Annotated in this window: 16 protein-coding genes and 1 tRNA gene; 6 read left to right on the top strand and 11 right to left on the bottom strand. The window is 69.1% G+C overall.

Annotated elements, in window-relative coordinates; translation table 11 throughout:
* Both ACQEVG_RS00005 and ACQEVG_RS00010 read right to left on the bottom strand, forming a co-directional pair.
* The coding region (locus ACQEVG_RS00005) for an SDR family oxidoreductase (protein WP_432975026.1) at window positions 1–1372 on the bottom strand (1372 nt) is incomplete at its 3' end.
* Window positions 1369–2256, bottom strand: a complete 888-nt coding sequence (locus ACQEVG_RS00010; protein WP_432975029.1) for a M24 family metallopeptidase — start codon at window positions 2254–2256, stop codon at window positions 1369–1371. The genes ACQEVG_RS00005 and ACQEVG_RS00010, both read right to left, overlap by 4 nt.
* A gap of 237 nt (window positions 2257–2493) precedes the next feature.
* Here ACQEVG_RS00010 and ACQEVG_RS00015 point away from each other — a divergent pair, with 237 nt between their 5' ends.
* From ACQEVG_RS00015 to ACQEVG_RS00040, 6 genes are all read left to right on the top strand, one after another.
* Window positions 2494–3459 carry an ABC transporter ATP-binding protein gene (locus tag ACQEVG_RS00015; protein WP_432984884.1) on the top strand — a complete coding sequence of 322 codons (966 nt, stop codon included), beginning with the start codon at window positions 2494–2496 and terminating at the stop codon, window positions 3457–3459.
* Window positions 3456–4358, top strand: coding sequence for an ABC transporter permease (locus tag ACQEVG_RS00020; RefSeq protein ID WP_432975032.1), 903 nt, complete (start codon window positions 3456–3458; stop codon window positions 4356–4358). Before ACQEVG_RS00015 ends, ACQEVG_RS00020 begins: the two co-directional genes overlap by 4 nt.
* Complete coding sequence (locus tag ACQEVG_RS00025) at window positions 4355–5266, top strand: ABC transporter ATP-binding protein (protein WP_432975035.1); 912 nt, start codon at window positions 4355–4357, stop codon at window positions 5264–5266. The genes ACQEVG_RS00020 and ACQEVG_RS00025 overlap by 4 nt, the downstream gene beginning before the upstream one ends.
* Before the next feature lie 17 nt (window positions 5267–5283).
* Window positions 5284–6003: an ABC transporter permease gene (locus tag ACQEVG_RS00030; protein WP_432975038.1), complete on the top strand. Its 720-nt coding sequence runs from the start codon at window positions 5284–5286 to the stop codon at window positions 6001–6003.
* A gap of 269 nt (window positions 6004–6272) precedes the next feature.
* Window positions 6273–6986, top strand: coding sequence for a hypothetical protein (locus ACQEVG_RS00035; RefSeq protein ID WP_432975041.1), 714 nt, complete (start codon window positions 6273–6275; stop codon window positions 6984–6986).
* Between the two features lie 449 nt (window positions 6987–7435).
* Window positions 7436–7522: transfer RNA gene (locus ACQEVG_RS00040), tRNA-Ser, on the top strand.
* 44 nt (window positions 7523–7566) lie between these two features.
* Here ACQEVG_RS00040 and ACQEVG_RS00045 read toward each other — a convergent pair.
* From ACQEVG_RS00045 to ACQEVG_RS00085, 9 genes are all read right to left on the bottom strand, one after another.
* Window positions 7567–8376, bottom strand: a complete 810-nt coding sequence (locus tag ACQEVG_RS00045; protein WP_432975044.1) for an HAD family hydrolase — start codon at window positions 8374–8376, stop codon at window positions 7567–7569.
* Window positions 8373–9650, bottom strand: coding sequence for a serine--tRNA ligase (serS, locus tag ACQEVG_RS00050; protein WP_432975047.1), 1278 nt, complete (start codon window positions 9648–9650; stop codon window positions 8373–8375). The genes ACQEVG_RS00045 and serS overlap by 4 nt, the downstream gene beginning before the upstream one ends.
* A 584-nt stretch (window positions 9651–10234) precedes the next feature.
* The gene (pheA, locus tag ACQEVG_RS00055) at window positions 10235–11170 is read right to left on the bottom strand and encodes a prephenate dehydratase (RefSeq protein ID WP_432975050.1); all 936 of its coding nucleotides are present in this window, start codon (window positions 11168–11170) and stop codon (window positions 10235–10237) included.
* Window positions 11171–11213: 43 nt separating this feature from the next.
* On the bottom strand, window positions 11214–12461 hold the full coding sequence (gene efeB / locus ACQEVG_RS00060) for an iron uptake transporter deferrochelatase/peroxidase subunit (RefSeq protein WP_432975053.1): 1248 nt from the start codon (window positions 12459–12461) through the stop codon (window positions 11214–11216).
* Window positions 12462–12468: 7 nt separating this feature from the next.
* Window positions 12469–14403 carry a copper resistance CopC/CopD family protein gene (locus tag ACQEVG_RS00065; protein WP_432975056.1) on the bottom strand — a complete coding sequence of 645 codons (1935 nt, stop codon included), beginning with the start codon at window positions 14401–14403 and terminating at the stop codon, window positions 12469–12471.
* A 22-nt stretch (window positions 14404–14425) separates the two neighbouring features.
* On the bottom strand, window positions 14426–14884 hold the full coding sequence (locus tag ACQEVG_RS00070) for a copper chaperone PCu(A)C (RefSeq protein WP_432975059.1): 459 nt from the start codon (window positions 14882–14884) through the stop codon (window positions 14426–14428).
* Entirely contained in the window at window positions 14881–15528 is a 648-nt protein-coding gene (locus ACQEVG_RS00075) for an SCO family protein (RefSeq protein ID WP_432975062.1), read from the bottom strand. The genes ACQEVG_RS00070 and ACQEVG_RS00075 overlap by 4 nt, the downstream gene beginning before the upstream one ends.
* A gap of 68 nt (window positions 15529–15596) precedes the next feature.
* Window positions 15597–16340, bottom strand: coding sequence for a YcnI family copper-binding membrane protein (locus ACQEVG_RS00080; RefSeq protein WP_432975065.1), 744 nt, complete (start codon window positions 16338–16340; stop codon window positions 15597–15599).
* Window positions 16341–16435: 95 nt separating this feature from the next.
* Window positions 16436–17221 (bottom strand): hypothetical protein, encoded by a 786-nt coding sequence (locus ACQEVG_RS00085; RefSeq protein WP_432975068.1) that lies wholly within the window; start codon window positions 17219–17221, stop codon window positions 16436–16438.
* Between the last annotated feature and the right edge of the window lie 90 nt (window positions 17222–17311).

Raw genomic sequence — 17311 nt, forward strand, 5'->3', positions numbered from 1 at the left:
CGGTGTTGACGATATGGCCGCCCTGTCCACGCTCGGCCATCTGCCTGCCGAAGAGCCGGCAACCGTGGATGACACCCCACAGATTGACGTCGAGGACCTTCCTCCAGTCCTCAGCGGTGGTCTGCAGGAAGGAGCCGGACAGTCCGATGCCCGCGTTGTTGACCAGGACGTCCACCACGCCGTACTGGGCGGCGACCTTCTCGGCGAGCTTCTCCATCGCCTGCTCGTCGCTGACGTCCACGGTCTCGCCCCAGGCCTCGGGCGCACCTATCAGCCGGGACAGCTCCGCGGTCCTGGCCGCGCCATCGGTATCCCGGTCCACCGCCACGATCCGCGCCCCCGCCTCGGCGAACGCGAAGGCCGTGGCCCGCCCGATGCCACTGGCCGCTCCCGTCACCAGGACGAGCTGCCCTCCGAACCGCTCGGCATAGGGCCCCTTGGCCACGGTCCGACGCGCGGCCATCCCCGCCGCGAAGTCCTCGTTGGCCGTGACGAACTCGCCGATCCAGGCCGACAACTGGTCCGGCCGGGTGCGCGGTATCCAGTGCTTGGCGGGCAGCGACCGGCGGGTCAACTGCGGGACCCACTCGCCCAGTTCGTCATAGAGCCGCTCGGACAGGAAGGCGTCGCCGGTCGGCGTGATCAGCTGGACCGGCGCGTGGGCGTAGGCGTCGGAGCGCGGGCGGCGCAGCCTGGCCCGGACATTGTCCCGGTAGAGCCGTGCGCCGTGCGCCGCGTCCCGCGGCAGCGACGACGTGGGGTAGTCGCCTGCCGGCACTTTCTCCATCCGCTGCAGGATCTTCGGCCACTGCTTGCCCAGTGGCCCGCGCCAGGCGAGCTCCGGCAGCACCGGCGTAAGCAGCATGTACACGTACCAGGACTTGGCCCCCTGGCCGAGCAACTGCCCCACTCTGCGGGGCGTCGGCCGGCTCATCCGCCTCTTGATCCAGTGCCCGAAGTGGTCGAGGGACGGGCCGGACATGGAGGTGAAGGAGGCGATACGGCCCTCGGTGCGCTGTGCGGTGACGAACTCCCACGACTGCACCGACCCCCAGTCGTGGCCGACCAGATGCACCGGTTTGTCAGGACTCACCGCGTCAGCGACCGCCAGGAAGTCGTCCGTCAGTTTCTCCAGGGTGAAGCCGCCGCGCAGTGGAGCCGGCGAGGTGGAGCGGCCGTGCCCCCGCACGTCGTACAGCACCACATGGAAGCGGTTCGCGAGCCGTCCGGCGACCTCCGTCCACACCTCCTTGCTGTCCGGATAGCCGTGCACGAGCATCACCGTCGGCTGCGTCGCATCACCCAGCTCGGCGACGCACAGCTCGATTCCGCCGGTACGGACCCAGCGCTCCCGCGCCCCCTTGAGACTCACGCCGACTCCTTCTCATGGTCCTCTCCCAGAGCCGACGCTCCGCACGAGTCATCCGCCCAGCGCCGCACATGCGGCAGATCGTCGTCCAGCCAGAACGCGCTCTGCTCCGGGTCCCTGGAGTCGGTGACCACCAGGATCTCCTCGAACTTCGCGCCCGTGCCCCGGAACCCGAGGTGCGGCTCGACCGCCCACAACCCCGGCCGGGGCGGGTGGTCGGAGAATGCGTACGGACTCCACAGCGGCGACCAGCCGTCCCGGTGACCGTGCAGCGCGTCGCTCGCCAGGCCCTTCAGCGACTGGATGCCGAAACCGAACAGACGCGGCGACCAGCGTCGCTCCTTCACCCGGTCGATCTTGTGGGCGATCACGCCGAAGGGGTAGGCGCGGTGCCGGTTGGCGTACCCCTGGCGGACCATCAGCCGGTCCACGTCCTCGTAGATCTCGCGCAGTGAGCGCCGCTCCCGCACCTCGCGCAGGCTCAGCTCGCGGTGTGCCTCCAGGTCGGTCAGCAGCTTGTCGTGCACGGGGTTGAGGCCGAGGCAGCCCGAATACCCGATGTCGGCCGTGAAACCTCTGTGGACCGGTGCCATGTCGAGGATGAAGGGCATCCCCGCCTCCAGCTTCCGGTTGGTCGGGAAGAACTGGAGCGGTATCCGGAAGTCCACGAAGGCCGTACGGTCCCCGAACCACGCGAAGGGCAGATGGAACCAGTCCCGCACGCCACGCTCACGCAGCCACTCCCGTTGCATCCGGGCCGCCTCGCGCTCGGTCACACCCGGCTTGAGCTGCGCCGCCACTGCCTCCGCGCATGCGTACGCGAGACGCTGCACCTCCCTGAACCCCCGCAGTTCCGCGGTCAGTTCGCTCTCCACCGCTGAGGCCATGCCACCCGCCCGTCCCGTGTGCGGTACTCGCTCGAAACCTGACACCGATGAATGTGACAATGCCCGGCGGCTGCGTCAAGGGCTGTGCTCAGCCTGTGGAAAACTCACCGGCCGCAGTGGCGCGGTCGACTTTGGTCGCAGAGCCCCTACGGGTCCGTACCTCTGGAGTCGGACACCGATCCAGCCGCCAGGGCTGACGCCCGGTGTGTCGTGCGCCACTACCTTCGGAATGTGACTGTGATCGCGACCGAAAGCCTGAGCAAGCGGTTCCCCCGGGTGACCGCGCTTGACCGGCTCTCGTTGGACATCGGACCCGGTGTGACCGGCCTGGTGGGCGCCAACGGAGCCGGCAAGTCCACGTTGATCAAGATCCTGCTGGGTCTGTCTCCCGCCACCGAGGGCCGGGCCGCCGTGCTCGGTCTCGACGTCGCCACCAGTGGCGCCGCCATCCGGGAGCAGGTGGGGTACATGCCCGAGCACGACTGCCTGCCGCCCGATGTCTCGGCCACCGAGTTCGTCGTCCACATGGCGCGCATGTCCGGGCTGCCGCCGACGGCCGCCCGTGAGCGCACCGCCGACACCCTGCGCCATGTCGGCCTGTACGAGGAGCGCTATCGCCCCATCGGCGGCTACTCGACCGGCATGAAGCAGCGCGTCAAGCTCGCGCAGGCCCTGGTCCACGACCCCAAGCTGGTCCTCCTGGACGAGCCGACCAACGGCCTCGACCCGGTCGGCCGCGACGAGATGCTCAATCTGATCCGCCGCGTCCACACCGACTTCGGCATCTCGGTCCTGGTCACCTCGCACCTGTTGGGCGAACTCGAGCGCACCTGCGACCACGTCGTCGTCATCGACGGCGGCTCGCTGCTGCGCTCCAGCTCCACCAGCGACTTCACCCAGACGACCACGACTCTCGCGGTCGAGGTCACCGACACGGACACGCACCCCGACGGCACGGCTGTGCTTCGTAAGGCACTGGCTGCCGCCGGAGTCACGCTGCACGCGAGCGTGGAGGACGGTTTGCCCGGAGCGGGCCACATCCTGCTGATCGAGGCGACGGGCGAGGAGACGTACGACGTCGTGCGCGACACAGTCGCCGGGCTCGGCCTCGGTCTCGTACGGATGGAACAGCGCCGCCACCACATCGCGGAGGTCTTCCGTCCGGAGGCGGCGGCACAGCCCATGGAGGTGCAGGCGCGATGAGCACAGAGCTCACCGGGGTCCAGAACGAGACCACCCGGATCCACAACATCGGCTACCGGAACTACGAGGGCCCGCGGCTCGGCCGTGCGTATGCGCGGCGCTCCCTCTACTCCCAGTCGCTGCGCGGCGCCTACGGCCTCGGCCGCTCGGCCAAGTCCAAGGTGCTGCCGATGATCCTCTTCGCGGTGATGTGCCTGCCCGCGGCGATCATCGTCGCGGTGGCCGTCGCCACGAAGCTCAAGGACCTCCCGCTCGACTACACCCGCTATGCGATCGTCACGCAGGCGGTCATCGGCCTCTTCCTGGCCGCACAGGCTCCGCAGTCCGTCTCGCGCGATCTGCGCTTCAAGACGGTGCCGCTGTACTTCTCGCGGCCGATCGAGCGCATCGACTACGTCCTCGCCAAGTACGGCGCGATGGCCTCGGCCCTGTTCGTGCTCACCGCGGCGCCGCTGGTCATCCTGTACATCGGCTCGCTGCTCGCCAAGATGGACTTCGCGGACCAGACGAAGGGCTTCGCGCAGGGCATGGTCTCCGTGGCGCTTCTCTCCGTACTCTTCGGCGGCATCGGACTGGTGATGGCCGCGCTCACACCGCGCCGCGGCTTCGGCGTCGCCGCTGTGATCGCCACGATGACCATCACCTACGGCGCCGTCTCCACCGTCCAGGCGATCGCCTGGGAGACCGGGTCGCCCGAGGTGATCAAGTGGCTGGGCCTGTTCTCGCCGGTCACGCTCGTTGACGGCGTGCAGACCGCCTTCCTCGGCGCCACCTCGGCCTTCCCCGGCGAGGCCGGCCCGGGAGCCGGGCCCGGCGTGGTCTATCTGCTCGTCGTCCTCGCGCTCGTCGCCGGCTCGTACGCCGTACTGATGCGCCGCTACCGAAAGGTCGGGCTGTGACTACCATCAACATCGAGCACACCTCGCGGTGGTTCGGCAATGTCGTGGCCGTCAACGACGTGACCATGACGATCGGCCCGGGCGTCACCGGTCTGCTCGGCCCCAACGGCGCCGGAAAGTCCACGCTCATCAACATGATGGGCGGTTTCCTCGCCCCCTCGACGGGAAGCGTGACGCTCGACGGCCACGCGATCTGGCGCAACGAGTCCGTGTACCGGCAGATCGGCGTCGTACCGGAGCGGGAAGCGATGTACGACTTCCTCACCGGCCGCGAATTCGTCGTCGCCAACGCCGAGTTGCACGGCCTGGGCAGGAAGGCCGCCCAGAAGGCGCTCGCCACGGTCGAGATGGAGTACGCGCAGGACCGCAAGATCGCGACGTACAGCAAGGGCATGCGGCAGCGCGTGAAGATGGCGTCGGCCCTCGTTCACGAGCCGTCCGTGCTGCTGCTCGACGAGCCCTTCAACGGCATGGACCCGCGCCAGCGCATGCAGCTGATGGACCTGCTGCGGCGGATGGGCGCGGAGGGCCGGACCGTGCTGTTCTCCTCGCACATCCTGGAGGAGGTCGAGCAACTCGCCTCCCACATCGAGGTGATCGTGGCCGGCCGCCATGCCGCATCCGGTGACTTCCGCAAGATCCGCAGGCTGATGACGGACCGGCCACACCGCTACCTCGTACGGTCCAGCGACGACCGGGCGCTCGCCGCGGCCCTGATCGCCGATCCGTCGACGGCGGGTATCGAGGTCGACCTGGCCGAGGGTGCGCTGCGCATCCAGGCCGTCGACTTCGGCCGGTTCACCGAACTGCTGCCGAGGGTCGCCCGCGAGCACTCCATCCGGCTGCTGACGGTCTCGCCTTCGGACGAGTCCCTCGAGTCGGTCTTCTCCTACCTCGTAGCGGCCTGAAAGGAGCTGTGACGTCCATGTACAACCCCACAGTCGCCCGGCTCACCTACCGGGCCGTGCTCGGCAGGCGCAGGGCAGCGATCCTGTTCGTACTGCCCGGTCTGCTGCTTGCCATCGCGGCGGCGGTACGGAGCTTCAACGGCGTCGACGACCAGGTCGCCGCCGATGTCCTGGGCGGGTTCGCCATCGCCACGATGGTGCCGCTGATCGGGGTGATCGCGGGCACCGGGTCGATCGGCCCCGAGATCGACGACGGGTCGATCGTCTATCTGCTCGCCAAGCCGGTGAAGCGCCCGACGATCATCGTCACCAAGCTGGTCGTGGCCATCGCGATCACGATGGCCTTCTCGGCGATCCCCACACTGATCGCCGGGTTCATCCTCAACGGCAACGGCCAGCAGGTCGCGGTGGCGTACACCGTGGCGGCGCTGGTCGCGTCGATCGCCTACAGCGCGTTGTTCCTGCTCCTCGGGACGGTCAGCCGGCATGCGGTGGTCATCGGACTCGTCTACGCGCTGGTGTGGGAGACGCTGTTCGGCAGCCTGGTGCCGGGGGCGCGCACGCTGAGTGTCCAGCAGTGGTCGCTGTCGCTCGCCGAGAAGATCGGCGGGGAGGGCCTGATCGGATCGGACGTGGGGCTGCCGCTGGCGGTGGCGCTGCTGGCGGGGGTCACGGTGGTGGCGACGTGGTACGCGGGGCAGAAGCTGAGGGTGCTGAAGCTCGTCGGCGAGGAGTGAGGCGGACACCTCTGCTTTGCCGGTCAACCCCCGTCCGATGGACGGGGGTTGACGCATATGCGCGTAACTGTACGTTTATCGGCTCGTTGTGCACTGCGCGTGGAGGCAACTGGAGTTCGCGGCGACGAGAGTTCGTGAAGTTGGGGATTGCCGGTACTGGATCGAAAGCCGCGCCGGTCATTGGGTGAGTAGCACCGTGAGCCGACCTCCACCCCTGTGCCCGGGGAGAGGGCCGTCCATGACCGGTTTCACGAACGGAAGGCATCCCCATGCCATCGGAAGTCGCCCTGCTCGAATCGCGCACGATGCGCGACGAGCATCTGGGGCGTGTCGACGTCCTCGACAAGGTGAAGGCTCTTGTCATGCTCCCGGACGGAGTTCACGTTCGCACAGAGGATGTGGCGCGGTACTTCGAAGTATCCACAGTCGTCGTCAGGAGGTTGACCGACCGCCATCACAAGGAGTTCACGGAGAACGGGATGTGTGTGCTGCGCGGCGCTGAGCTGCGCGTCTTCCATAGCGACATGATGTCGCTATGGGACGTCAACGAGGGCGAAAGTTATCCACAGGCGGTGACTCAGCTCAGGCTCTTCACCCGCCGCACCGTCCTCAACGTCGCGATGCTTCTTCGCGACAGCGACATCGCCCGCTGCGTCCGCACCTACCTCCTCGACGCCGAGGAAGGCTGGCGCAAGGGGTACGCGTCCCTCGACCGCCGGGTCACCGCCGCCGAGGCGAATCTGGACACCGTCGGGCGCGCGCTCCAGGAACTCGGTCCCGTGATCAACGGGATCTCGGTACGGCTCGATCGCCTGGACCTGCGGCTCGACGCCACCAATCAAGTCGTCGGTGCCATCAGCAACCGGCTCTGCAACCTCTCCGACGACATGCGGCGGATGGAGCGCCGGATGGACAAGAGGATGGACGACTTCGCCCATCAGCTGAGAGAGCTGCAGCGCAGCCAGCGCCGTAAGCGCCGCTGACGGACTGCTGACAAGCACAGAGGTGCCGCCCGCGGGAGACGCACCGAGCGGACAGACGCGTCATGATCGAGGGGCTCTCGCGGGCGCGCTCGCCTTCTTCGGCGTGCCGCTTGCGACCGGCGGGACCTTCACCCACCTCGGGCATGCCATCGCCCTTGGCCTCCTCTGCCGGCGGCTCACGCGGAATCCCGGTGGGAGGAAAATCAGTGGCAGCGAACCGTCGGCGGAGGCAGAGTAGTTGAGCCGGCGCACGCCAGTGCGACCGACGCCATCCGACCGGGAGAGGAGCGCGGCGATGACCGAGAGTACGAGTACGAGTCCGTCGAGCTCCCAGCAGGGCAGCACCGGGCAGGACGCGGAGTAGCCACCGACACTCCGCGGAGCCGCCCGCGAGTAGCTGCCCGGGGGCGGCCGCTTCGAGCGCGCATCTGCGCGGGCCGCCCCCTCCCGGAGGATTGGCCGAGTGGTAAGGCAGCGGCTTGCTAAGCCGTCGTCGGGGTGGAAGCCTCGCGCGCGTTCGATCCGCGCATCCTCCGCAGGGGCCCTTGGGCGGGCCGCAAGACTGGTGCAACAGGCCGGACTAGCCCAGCAGGTGTTCCAGTGTGATCGCGATGCCGTCGTTGTCGTTCGACGCCGTGATCTCGTGGGCCACTGCCTTCAACTCGTCGTGCGCGTTGGCCATCGCCACGCCGTGCGCCGCCCACCCGAACATCGGGATGTCGTTCGGCATGTCACCGAACGCGATCGTGTCCGAGGCCCGCAGCCCCAGCCGTCGCGCCGCCAGCGAGAGTCCCGTCGCCTTGCTCAGCCCCAGCGGCAGGATCTCCACGATCCCCGCACCCGCCATCACCACGTTCACCAGGCCGCCGATCGTCGCCCTGGCCGCCTTCGTCAGTGCGTCGTCGTCCAGCCCCGGATGCTGGATGTAGAGCTTGTTGATCGGGGCGGACCACAGCTCGGACGGGTCCTCGAAGGTCACCACCGGCAGCGGGCCCTCCTGCACCCGGTAGCCCGCGCCGACCAGCACCTCGCCATCGAGCCCGTCGCGGCTCGCGGCCAGCGCCAGCGGGCCGATCTCCGCCTCGAGCTTGGCCAGTGCCAGACCGGCCAGTTGGCGGTCCAGCGTCACCGACGTCAACAGCCGCCGTTCGCCCGCGTGGTAGACCTGCGCGCCCTGGCCGCAGACGGCCAGGCCCTCGTACCCGAGGTCGTCCAGGATGTGCCGGGTCCAGGGCACGGCGCGGCCGGTGACGATGATGTGGGCGGCGCCCGCCGCCGTGGCGGCGGCGAGCGCGTCGCGTGTGCGCTGCGAGACCGTGTCGTCGCCCCGCAGCAGCGTGCCGTCGAGATCCGTTGCTATCAGGCGGTACGGGAAGGAGGCGGGGCTCACTTGGAGACCGGCTCCAGCACCTCGCGCCCGCCGAGGTACGGCCGGAGCACCTCGGGCACCCGTACCGAACCGTCGGCCAGCTGGTGGTTCTCCAGGATCGCCACGATCGTGCGCGGTACGGCGCACAGCGTGCCGTTCAGCGTCGCCAGCGGCTGCACCTTCTTGCCGTCGCGCATGCGCACGGACAGCCGGCGGGCCTGGAAGCTGTCGCAGTTCGACGCGGAGGTCAGCTCGCGGTACTTGCCCTGGGTCGGGATCCACGCCTCGCAGTCGTACTTGCGCGAGGCCGATGCGCCCAGGTCACCGGTCGCCACGTCGATTACCTGGAAGGGCAGCTCCAGGCCGGTCAGCCACTGCTTCTCCCAGTCGAGGAGCCGCTTGTGCTCGGCCTCCGCGTCCTCGGGTGCGATGTACGAGAACATCTCGACCTTGTCGAACTGGTGCACCCGGAAGATGCCGCGGGTGTCCTTGCCGTACGTCCCGGCCTCGCGGCGGAAGCAGGGCGAGAAGCCCGCGTACCGCAGCGGCAGCTTCTCGGCCTCGATGATCTCGTCCATGTGGTACGCGGCGAGCGGGACCTCGGAGGTGCCGACCAGGTAGTAGTCGTCCTTCTCCAGGTGGTACACGTTCTCCGCGGCCTGGCCGAGGAAGCCGGTGCCCTCCATCGCGCGCGGGCGGACCAGCGCCGGGGTCAGCATCGGGATGAAGCCGGCCTCGGTGGCCTGCGCGATCGCGGCGTTGACCAGCGCGAGCTCGAGCAGCGCGCCGACGCCCGTGAGGTAGTAGAAGCGCGAGCCCGACACCTTGGCGCCGCGCTCGACGTCGATGGCGCCGAGCGCCTCGCCGAGTTCCAGGTGGTCCTTGGGCTCGAATCCCTCGGCGCCGAAGTCGCGGATGGTGCCGTGCGTCTCCAGTACGACGAAGTCCTCCTCGCCGCCGACCGGGACGTCCGGGTGGACGATGTTCCCGAGCTGGAGCAGCAGCCGCCTGGTCTCTTCGTCGGCCTCGCCCTGCGCGGCGTCGGCCGCCTTCACGTCGGCCTTCAGCTGTTCGGCCTTCTGCAGCAGCTCGGCGCGCTCTTCGGGAGAGGCCTTGGGGATGAGCTTGCCGAGCTGCTTCTGCTCGGAGCGCAGCTCGTCGAAGCGGAGGCCGGACGACCTGCGCCGCTCATCGGCCAAGAGAAGGGCGTCCACGAGGGAGACGTCTTCTCCACGGGCGCGCTGGGAGGCGCGAACACGGTCGGGGTCCTCACGAAGCAGGCGAAGGTCAATCACCCCACCAGGCTACCGGTGCGGACCGGTGGGACCTCACTCGATATAGCCTCGCGTGGCACTTTGTCCGAATTGCTTGCATTGTCGCAATTTAGAAAGCGCCCGGGAAATTGCCTCAAGGGTAAGCGTCAATAAATGCCACGCTATTCGCCGAAATGGGGCATCCGGCGAAGGCTCGTATTGACCTGCATCCCTTGCGGGGCGGGGCCTTGAACCTATCTGTCCACAGGAGATGCAGCCCTCCGCAAAGTTATCCACAGGTTGTGTGGTGGGTCTGTGGACCACGGAAAGGATCATTCCAGTGCTGCGGGTGAGCCGGAGGATTCACCACCCAAACCCACCTCGCAGGCTCATTCGGGTGGGAATTCCTCGCTCTAAAGAGTTGATCAATGGAATTGAGGTGACACAGGCCACCGTGCGGCCCTGTGGACGGAGTTGGGGTGACTGAGCAGATTTGTCGACCATGTCGGGTTGTGTTGTCGACTTGTCCCCAGGTCGAGAAGCAAGCCTGTGGATAAGTTCTGTGGACAACGAAAATCTGCAGGTAGGACCGGATCGAACCGCTCCCTCTACCGCTGCTCCACCGCTCAGGCCCGGCCGTCCTGGCAGCGCGCCAGCCAGTCCGAAGCGGCCGTGAACTCCTCGTCCGACGTCCCCGCACGCAGCTGCCGTACGTCCTCGACCGCCACACCCGCCCTCGGATACGAGCCGAGGAATCGCACGTTCGGGCAGATCCGCTTCAGCCCCATCAGCGCCTCGCCCACCCGCCGGTCCGAGATATGGCCCTCGGCGTCCACGGCGAAGCAGTAGTTCCCGATGCCCGCGCCCGTCGGCCGGGACTGGATCAGCATCAGGTTGACCCCGCGTACGGCGAATTCCTGCAGCAGCTCGAGCAGCGCACCCGGGTGGTCCTCGCCCATCCAGATGACCACCGACGTCTTGTCCGCGCCGGTCGGCGCGGCGGGCCTTGCGGGCCGGCCCACCAGGACGAAGCGGGTCTCCGCGTTCTGGGCGTCATGGATCTCGGTTACCATCGGCTCAAGCCCATAGGTGGCCGCCGCGAACTCACCCGCGAAGGCCGCGTCGTAGCGCCCTTCCTGGACGAGCCGCGCGCCGTCGGCGTTCGACGCGGCCGACTCCCACAGGGCGTCCGGAAGATTGGCCCGCAGCCAGTTGCGCACCTGGGGCTGGGCGACCGGATGGCCGGTCACCGTCTTCACCTCGGACAGCTTGGTGCCAGGACGCACCAGCAGCGCGAAGGCGATGGGCAGCACCACCTCGCGGTAGATCATCAGCGGTTCACCCGAGGCCAGCTCGTCGAGGGTGGCGGTGACGCCGCCCTCGACGGAGTTCTCGATCGGTACGAGGGCGGCCGCGGCGTCCCCGTTCCGTACGGCGTCGAGCGCCGCGGGCACGGACAGCATCGGGACCAGCTCCCGGGTGGCCGCTTCCGGAAGGGTGCGCAGGGCGGCTTCGGTGAAGGTGCCCTCGGGACCGAGATAGGTGAAGCGCGTGGCCGACATACCGTCACCCTAATGGGCTCGCGAACCGGACGACTCGCTATCTTCAGGACTCCAGCAGCCGCTGGCCCACGTACTCGCCCTTCTTCGGGCCGCCCGGCACCGCGAACAGTCCGCTCGCCTCGTGCCTGATGAACGCCGACAGCGCGTCGCCCCGGTCCAGCTTGCGCTGCACGGGAACGAAGCCGCGCAGCGGATCGGCCTGCCAGCAGACGAAGAGCAGCCCCGCGTCCGGCGTCCCGTCGGCGGCGATGCCGTCATGGAAGGAGAACGGCCGCCGCAGCATCGCCGCGCCGCCGTTCTGCTCCGGGGCGGAGATCCGGGCATGTGCGTTGTCCGGGATGACCAGCCTTCCGTCCGGGCCGGTCTCATCGAGCGCGGGCTCGGTCAGCTCGCTGCCGCCGGTCAGCGGTGAGCCGTCGGACTTGCGGCGGCCGATGACCTGCTCCTGCTTCTTCAGCGAGAGCTTCTCCCAGTCGTCCAGCAGCATGCGGATCCGGCGTACGACGGCGTACGAGCCCCCCGCCAGCCACTCGTACTCCGTCCCCGACGGCACGAAGATCCGCTTGTCGAAGTCCGGCTCGGACGGCTTCGGATTGCCGGTGCCGTCGATCTGGCCCATCAGATTGCGGGCGGTCATCGGCTTTCCGGTGGCTCCGGGCGAGCGGTTGAAGCCGTTCATCTGCCACCGCACCCGGGCCGCGTCCCCCGCCGCCTTCTGGATCGCGCGCAGCGCGTGGAAGGCGACCAGCGCGTCGTCCGCGCCGATCTGCACCCACAGATCGCCGTCCGACCGCTTGCCGTCCAGCTGATCGGAGGAGAACGCGGGCAGCGGGTCGAGTTCCGGCGGGCGCCCCGCTGTCAGCCCCGTCCGGTCGAAGAAGGTGCGGCCGAAGCCGAAGGTCACAGTCAGCGACGAGGGCCCGGCGTCGAGCGCGACGCCGCTGTCGCCGTCTCCGGCCGTCCGGCCCGCCATCAGATCGCCCGCGAGCGCGGACCAGCGGCGCATCAGTGCGGCGGCCTCCTTGCGGCCTGCTCCCGGCGCGAGATCGAAGGCGATCAGATGGCCGCATGCCTGCAGCGGCGTGGTGATGCCTGCCTGGTGCACGCCGTGGAAGTCGATGCCGGTCGAGCCGAGCGTGGTCAGCGCGGTCGGGGTGTCGCCGGCCGCGGCCGCGTGGGCCGCGGCGCCGCCCGCGGCACCCAGGACGAGGCCGGTCGCGCCCGCCGCGCCCACGGTGCCGAGCAGCCGCCGCCGGGAGATGTCCTTGTCGCTCACAGGGTTGTCGCTCACGGGTGGTTCAGCCGATCTTGATGTTCTTGTCCACGGTCGTCTGGTCGATGTCGGAGGTCCGTACCATCACCTGGACCTGCCAGTCGCCGGGCATCGGGATCTGGACCGGGTCCGCGCTCCAGTGTCCGACGGTGACGCGGTCGGGAGTGATCGGCAGCGGGCCGATCTGCTTGGCCTTGAGGGTGAAGGAGACCTTCACCTCGGGCACGTCCATCGGCTTCAAGTCCGGGTTGTAGATCCAGACGTGCATTTCGTTGCCGCCGGGGGTGGCCGGGTCGAGGCTGAGCCGCACGGTGCCCTTGCCGTTCTGGCCGCCCGTGTCGAAGGGCAGCTTGATCTCGGTGGGCCCGGTCGGCTCGGTGGTGGCCGCCTGGGTGCCCGATGCCCCCACGGACTTGGCCGCCTCCTCCTGTGTACGACCCGGTTCGGTGGACGTCAGGATGGTGGTCACCGCCAGCAGGACCACCGCGATGCCCGCCTCCGCCAGCACGGAACGGCGCAGTCCGGAACGCTCCGGGTCGGCGTCCCTGGCCTTTTTCTTCCGGGCCGTGGCCACCGCGGACTTCTGCCGGGCGAGTTGGGCCGCCCGCTCGGGGTCGTCCGCCTCGGGGTCCGCGTCCGCCTCGGCCGCCTCGTCCTCCGCCTTCGCCTCGTCTTCGGCCTCCGTCACCTCTCCCAGCTGCGCCGTCCACCGCCGCGAGATCCATGCCACACAGACCATGACGGCGACCAGCGCGACCTTGATCAGCAGCAGCTGCCCGTACGACGTCCCGGTCAGTGCCGACCAGGAGCCGACCTGACGCCAGGACTGGTAGATCCCGGTCGCGGTCAGCACGACGACGCTGCCGAACGCCACCCCGGAGAACCGCCGTACCGCCGCCCGCTCGATCGAAGGCGCCAGGTAGAGCACCGTGAGCAGCGCCGCGAGCCCGCCCAGCCAGGTCGCCACGGCCAGCAGATGCAGGACGTCCACCGGCATGGCAAGGCGCGGCTGGATGCCGGTCGACGCATGCTCCGACAGGGCCCACGTCCCGGCGATCCCGGCCGCGACGACCGTGCCGCCGATGGCGAGACCGAAGGTCAGGTCCTTCTTCTCGCTTTCGTCCCTGCCCTTGTCCTCGTCCTCCCGCTTCGCGTACGCCCCGAAGAGCACGGCGACGAACAGCGCGGCCGCCCCGAGCAGCAGCAGCCGCGAGATGAGCGCGGCCCCGGTCTTGGTCTCCAGGACGTCCCGCAGGCCGCCGAGGTCGAAGGCGTCCGCCAGCTTCCCGGAGCCGGTGTACGGGGTGCGCAGCAGCAGCATCGCGAGCGTTGCCGCGGTGAGCGCCACCCAGCCCTGTACGACGAGGCGTTGCAGCGGGCGTACGGAAGCGCCGCGCTGCCAGCATGCGAGAACGAAGGCCGCGCCGCCGACGAGCAGCACGAAGCCCGCGTACGCGGCGTAGCGCGCGATGTCGTAGAGAACGCCGACCACCCCTCCGCCGGCCTTCTGGTCGGGCAGGGCGGCGGAGGTCGCGGAGGGCGCCCCGATGGAGAAGGTGAAGGCCCCGGAGACGGGATGGCTGTCGGCGGAGACGGCCTGCCAGGCCACCGTGTATGTGCCGTTGGGCAGTCCCGGCAGCAGGTCGACGCCGTAGGCGACCTTGCCGCCGGTGCTCAGGTTGCGGATTTTGGCCTTGTCGGCGCGTTTGCCGCTGGGTTCGAGGACCCGGATCGAGTCGTTCCCCATGGCGACCTGCTCGGAGAAGGTGAGCGTGACGTCTTTGGGGGCGGTGGCGACCACCGCCCCGTCCCTCGGGTTGCTCCCGGTCAGTGCGGCATGTGCCGAGGCGGGGCTCGCACCGGCCAGCAGCGTGCCGATGAGCGTGCCGACGAGCACGGTCGCGGCGAGCAGCAGGCGGACGACCGGGGATGGGCCGAAGCGCGGGGCGGTGGCTGTCATGGCGTGATCAGTCCCTCGGTGCTCAGTGCTTCTCCGGGTTGTACGTGGGCTCCTTGACGGGAAGTTCGACCTTGATCGGGTCGGACTTCTCGAATCGCAGCTCCACGGTGACCTTCTCGCCCTGCTTCGGCTTCTGCTTGAGCTTCATGAACATGATGTGGTTTCCACCGCGTTCGAGATCGAGCTCACCGTCCGCCGGGACGTCGAAGGCCTTCACCTTCCGCATCTTCTGGTTCTTCGACTCGTGGATCGTGATGTCGTCGGAGATGTCGCTGGTGACGGAGGTGAGCCTGTCCGCTCCGCCTCCGGTGTTCAGCACTGTCAGAAACCCGGCGGCCATGTCGGCACCGACGGGCTGTGGCATGAACGCGCCGCTGACCTTCAACTCGGGTGATCCGGACGAGCCGTCGGACGAGCAGCCCGCCAGCGCAAGGCCCGCGGTCAGGGCTATGACGGAGGCGACGGTGGAACGGCGGTTCACGGGTTCTCTCCACGGATGATCTTCGGCAGGTCCTTGGCGTACTCGTCCGCCGAGGTGTCCTCGCCGTAGAGCACATAACCCGCGTCGGTCTTCGGGGAGAAGGCGATGACCTGCGCGCCGTGCATGGAGACGATCGTGCCGTCCTTCTCCTTCTTCGGCGGATCGATGCCGATGCCCATCTGGCGCGCGCCCGCCTGGATGGTCGCGAAGTCGCCGGTGAGACCGGTGAAGGACGGGTCGCCCGCGCTGGGCAGCCACTTGGCGAGTTCGGCCGGGGTGTCCCGCTCGGGATCGGTGGTGACGAACACGACCTGGAGCTTGTCCTGGTCGGCCTTGGTGAGCTTCTTCCTGGCGATGGCGAGATTGCTCATCGTCAGCGGGCAGACGTCGGGGCAGTGCGTGTAGCCGAAGTAGATCAGCGTCGGCTTGCCCTTGGTCTGCTCGCGCAGGTCGTACTTCTTGCCGTGGGTGTCCGTGAGGACGAGGTTCGGCTTGGTGAACGGCTGGTCGAGCACGGTCGCCGGCTTCTGGACCGCCGCGGAGACATCGGTGACGGGGCCCTTGGCGGAGTCGCCGTCTGAGCAGGCGGAGAGGGTGAGCGCTGCGGCCACGAGCGTGGCCGCGAGCACGGTCTTCTTACGCATGGAGAAATATCCCAAATGTGGTGTGAGGAGCCTCAGGAGGCGCATCACGAGGCGCGCCCGAGCCCGCGTCAGGAGGAGCGGCGACGGCCGGCCAGGACGCCGAAGGCGACCCCGGCAATGCCGGCGAGGATGCCGACGCCGCCCAGGACGCGCGCCGTGGTGTCGCTGCTTTCGTCGGACGCCGTCTGGGACTTGGCGTCCTCGTCGTGCCCGTGCGCGGCGTTCTTGCCATCCTTGGCGGATGCATCCTTCGCGCCGCCGCCGTGCTCGTCCTCGGTCGCCGCCGAAAGCTTCAGGACCGGCGCGGGGGACTCGGGCTCGGGAGCACCTTCCTTGGTCTCCTCGATCCAGCGCACGACCTCTTTGTTGTCGTACGTCTGCAGCGCCTTGAAGACCAACTGGTCGGTGTCCTCGGGCAGCCGGCCGAGGGAGAGCGGGAACTGCTGGAAGTGGCCCGGCTCGATCTTGGAACCGTCAGCGGTCCAGGTGACCTTCGAGACGGCCTCGGTGATCTGCTTGCCGTGCACCTCGAGCGGCTTGGCCAGCTTCGCCTTGGTGACCACGACCTTCCAGCCGGGCACGGCCTGCGGCATCACGGACGCCAGCGGGTGCTCGGTCGGCAGGTTGACCTCGAGCTTCACGGTCGAGGCGTTGTCGCGCTCGTTGGGGACCTTGAAGTTGACCGTCGCATAACCGCCCTTGGCGGCCTCGCCCTGAGGCTGCACGCTGACGTGCGCGAAGGCGGTGCCGGACAGCAGCAGCACGGAGGAGGCGGCAACACCGGTCGCGAGGGCGATACGGGAAACGTTCATGGCGGTAGACACTCCACAGTTGAGAAGAGGTGGGTGGGTGCCGGGCACACGGGGTGCGCGGGCACCACGGCACCACTCCCGTCGAGTGGGCCGCGTCAGGCTGCGAGAGCGAGCTGTGCGGGCGGCCCGCGCCTGATCACCGTGTGCTGGAGTGCCTCGCCGGCCGATGGCGCGGAAAGGCCGGACGCGCGCCGGGGAGCGCGCGGATCCACCGCGGGTGCCCCCGTCAGACCGGCGCGCAAGGCTCGTACGAGTCCGAGCGCCGCGCGCAACGGGCGCAGCCACGCCACCTCGGCCACCTCTTGGGCGGAGTCCGCCGACAGCCGGAGCAGGCGCCCGAGCGCCAGATCCCCGCGCCGCAGCAGCCAGCCGGTCGTGAGTGCGGCCAGCAGATGCCCCAGCAGCATGGGGAGGGTGGGCAGCAGCTGCGGCGATGCGGCGGCCTCGGCCATGTGCGCATGGGCGGCGTGTCCGGGTGGGCTGATGCCCGCGTTGCTGACGACCCGCTGGGCGTCCGTGGGGCTCAGCGAGGCAGCGCCCGCCCCGCACACCAGCCTCGCGGCCATCCTGATCAGCGCGTCGTCGGCGGTCGGGGCGAGCTGCAGCCGGTGCTGCTGCCCGAGCCCGAACAGCGCGTGCAGAGCGAGCTGTCCGACGGCCAGCGCGACGGTGATCGACGGCAGCGAGCGAACCCGCCCCGCGAACGGCGCGACCAGCGTGAACACCCCGATGAACCCCCCGGCCAGCGTCCACCACGGGACCGCCGCGCAGGCGGCCAGCGCATGTCCCGTCGCGGACAGCACAACGCAGACCGCGGTGAACACCGCGGCCCTCAGCAGCCGGGGACCGGCTCCGGCGCGCGCAACGGGGATGGACGACATGGCCGGGTCATCATCGCACTGCGGCGGGACCGCCCATATGCCAGGTCCGGAAGATCCCCTTTGCGGAAGATCCTCAGGGGCGAGTGCGCG

Origin of the sequence: Streptomyces sp. CA-135486, from assembly GCF_050936555.1 — a bacterium.
Lineage (GTDB): Bacteria > Actinomycetota > Actinomycetes > Streptomycetales > Streptomycetaceae > Streptomyces.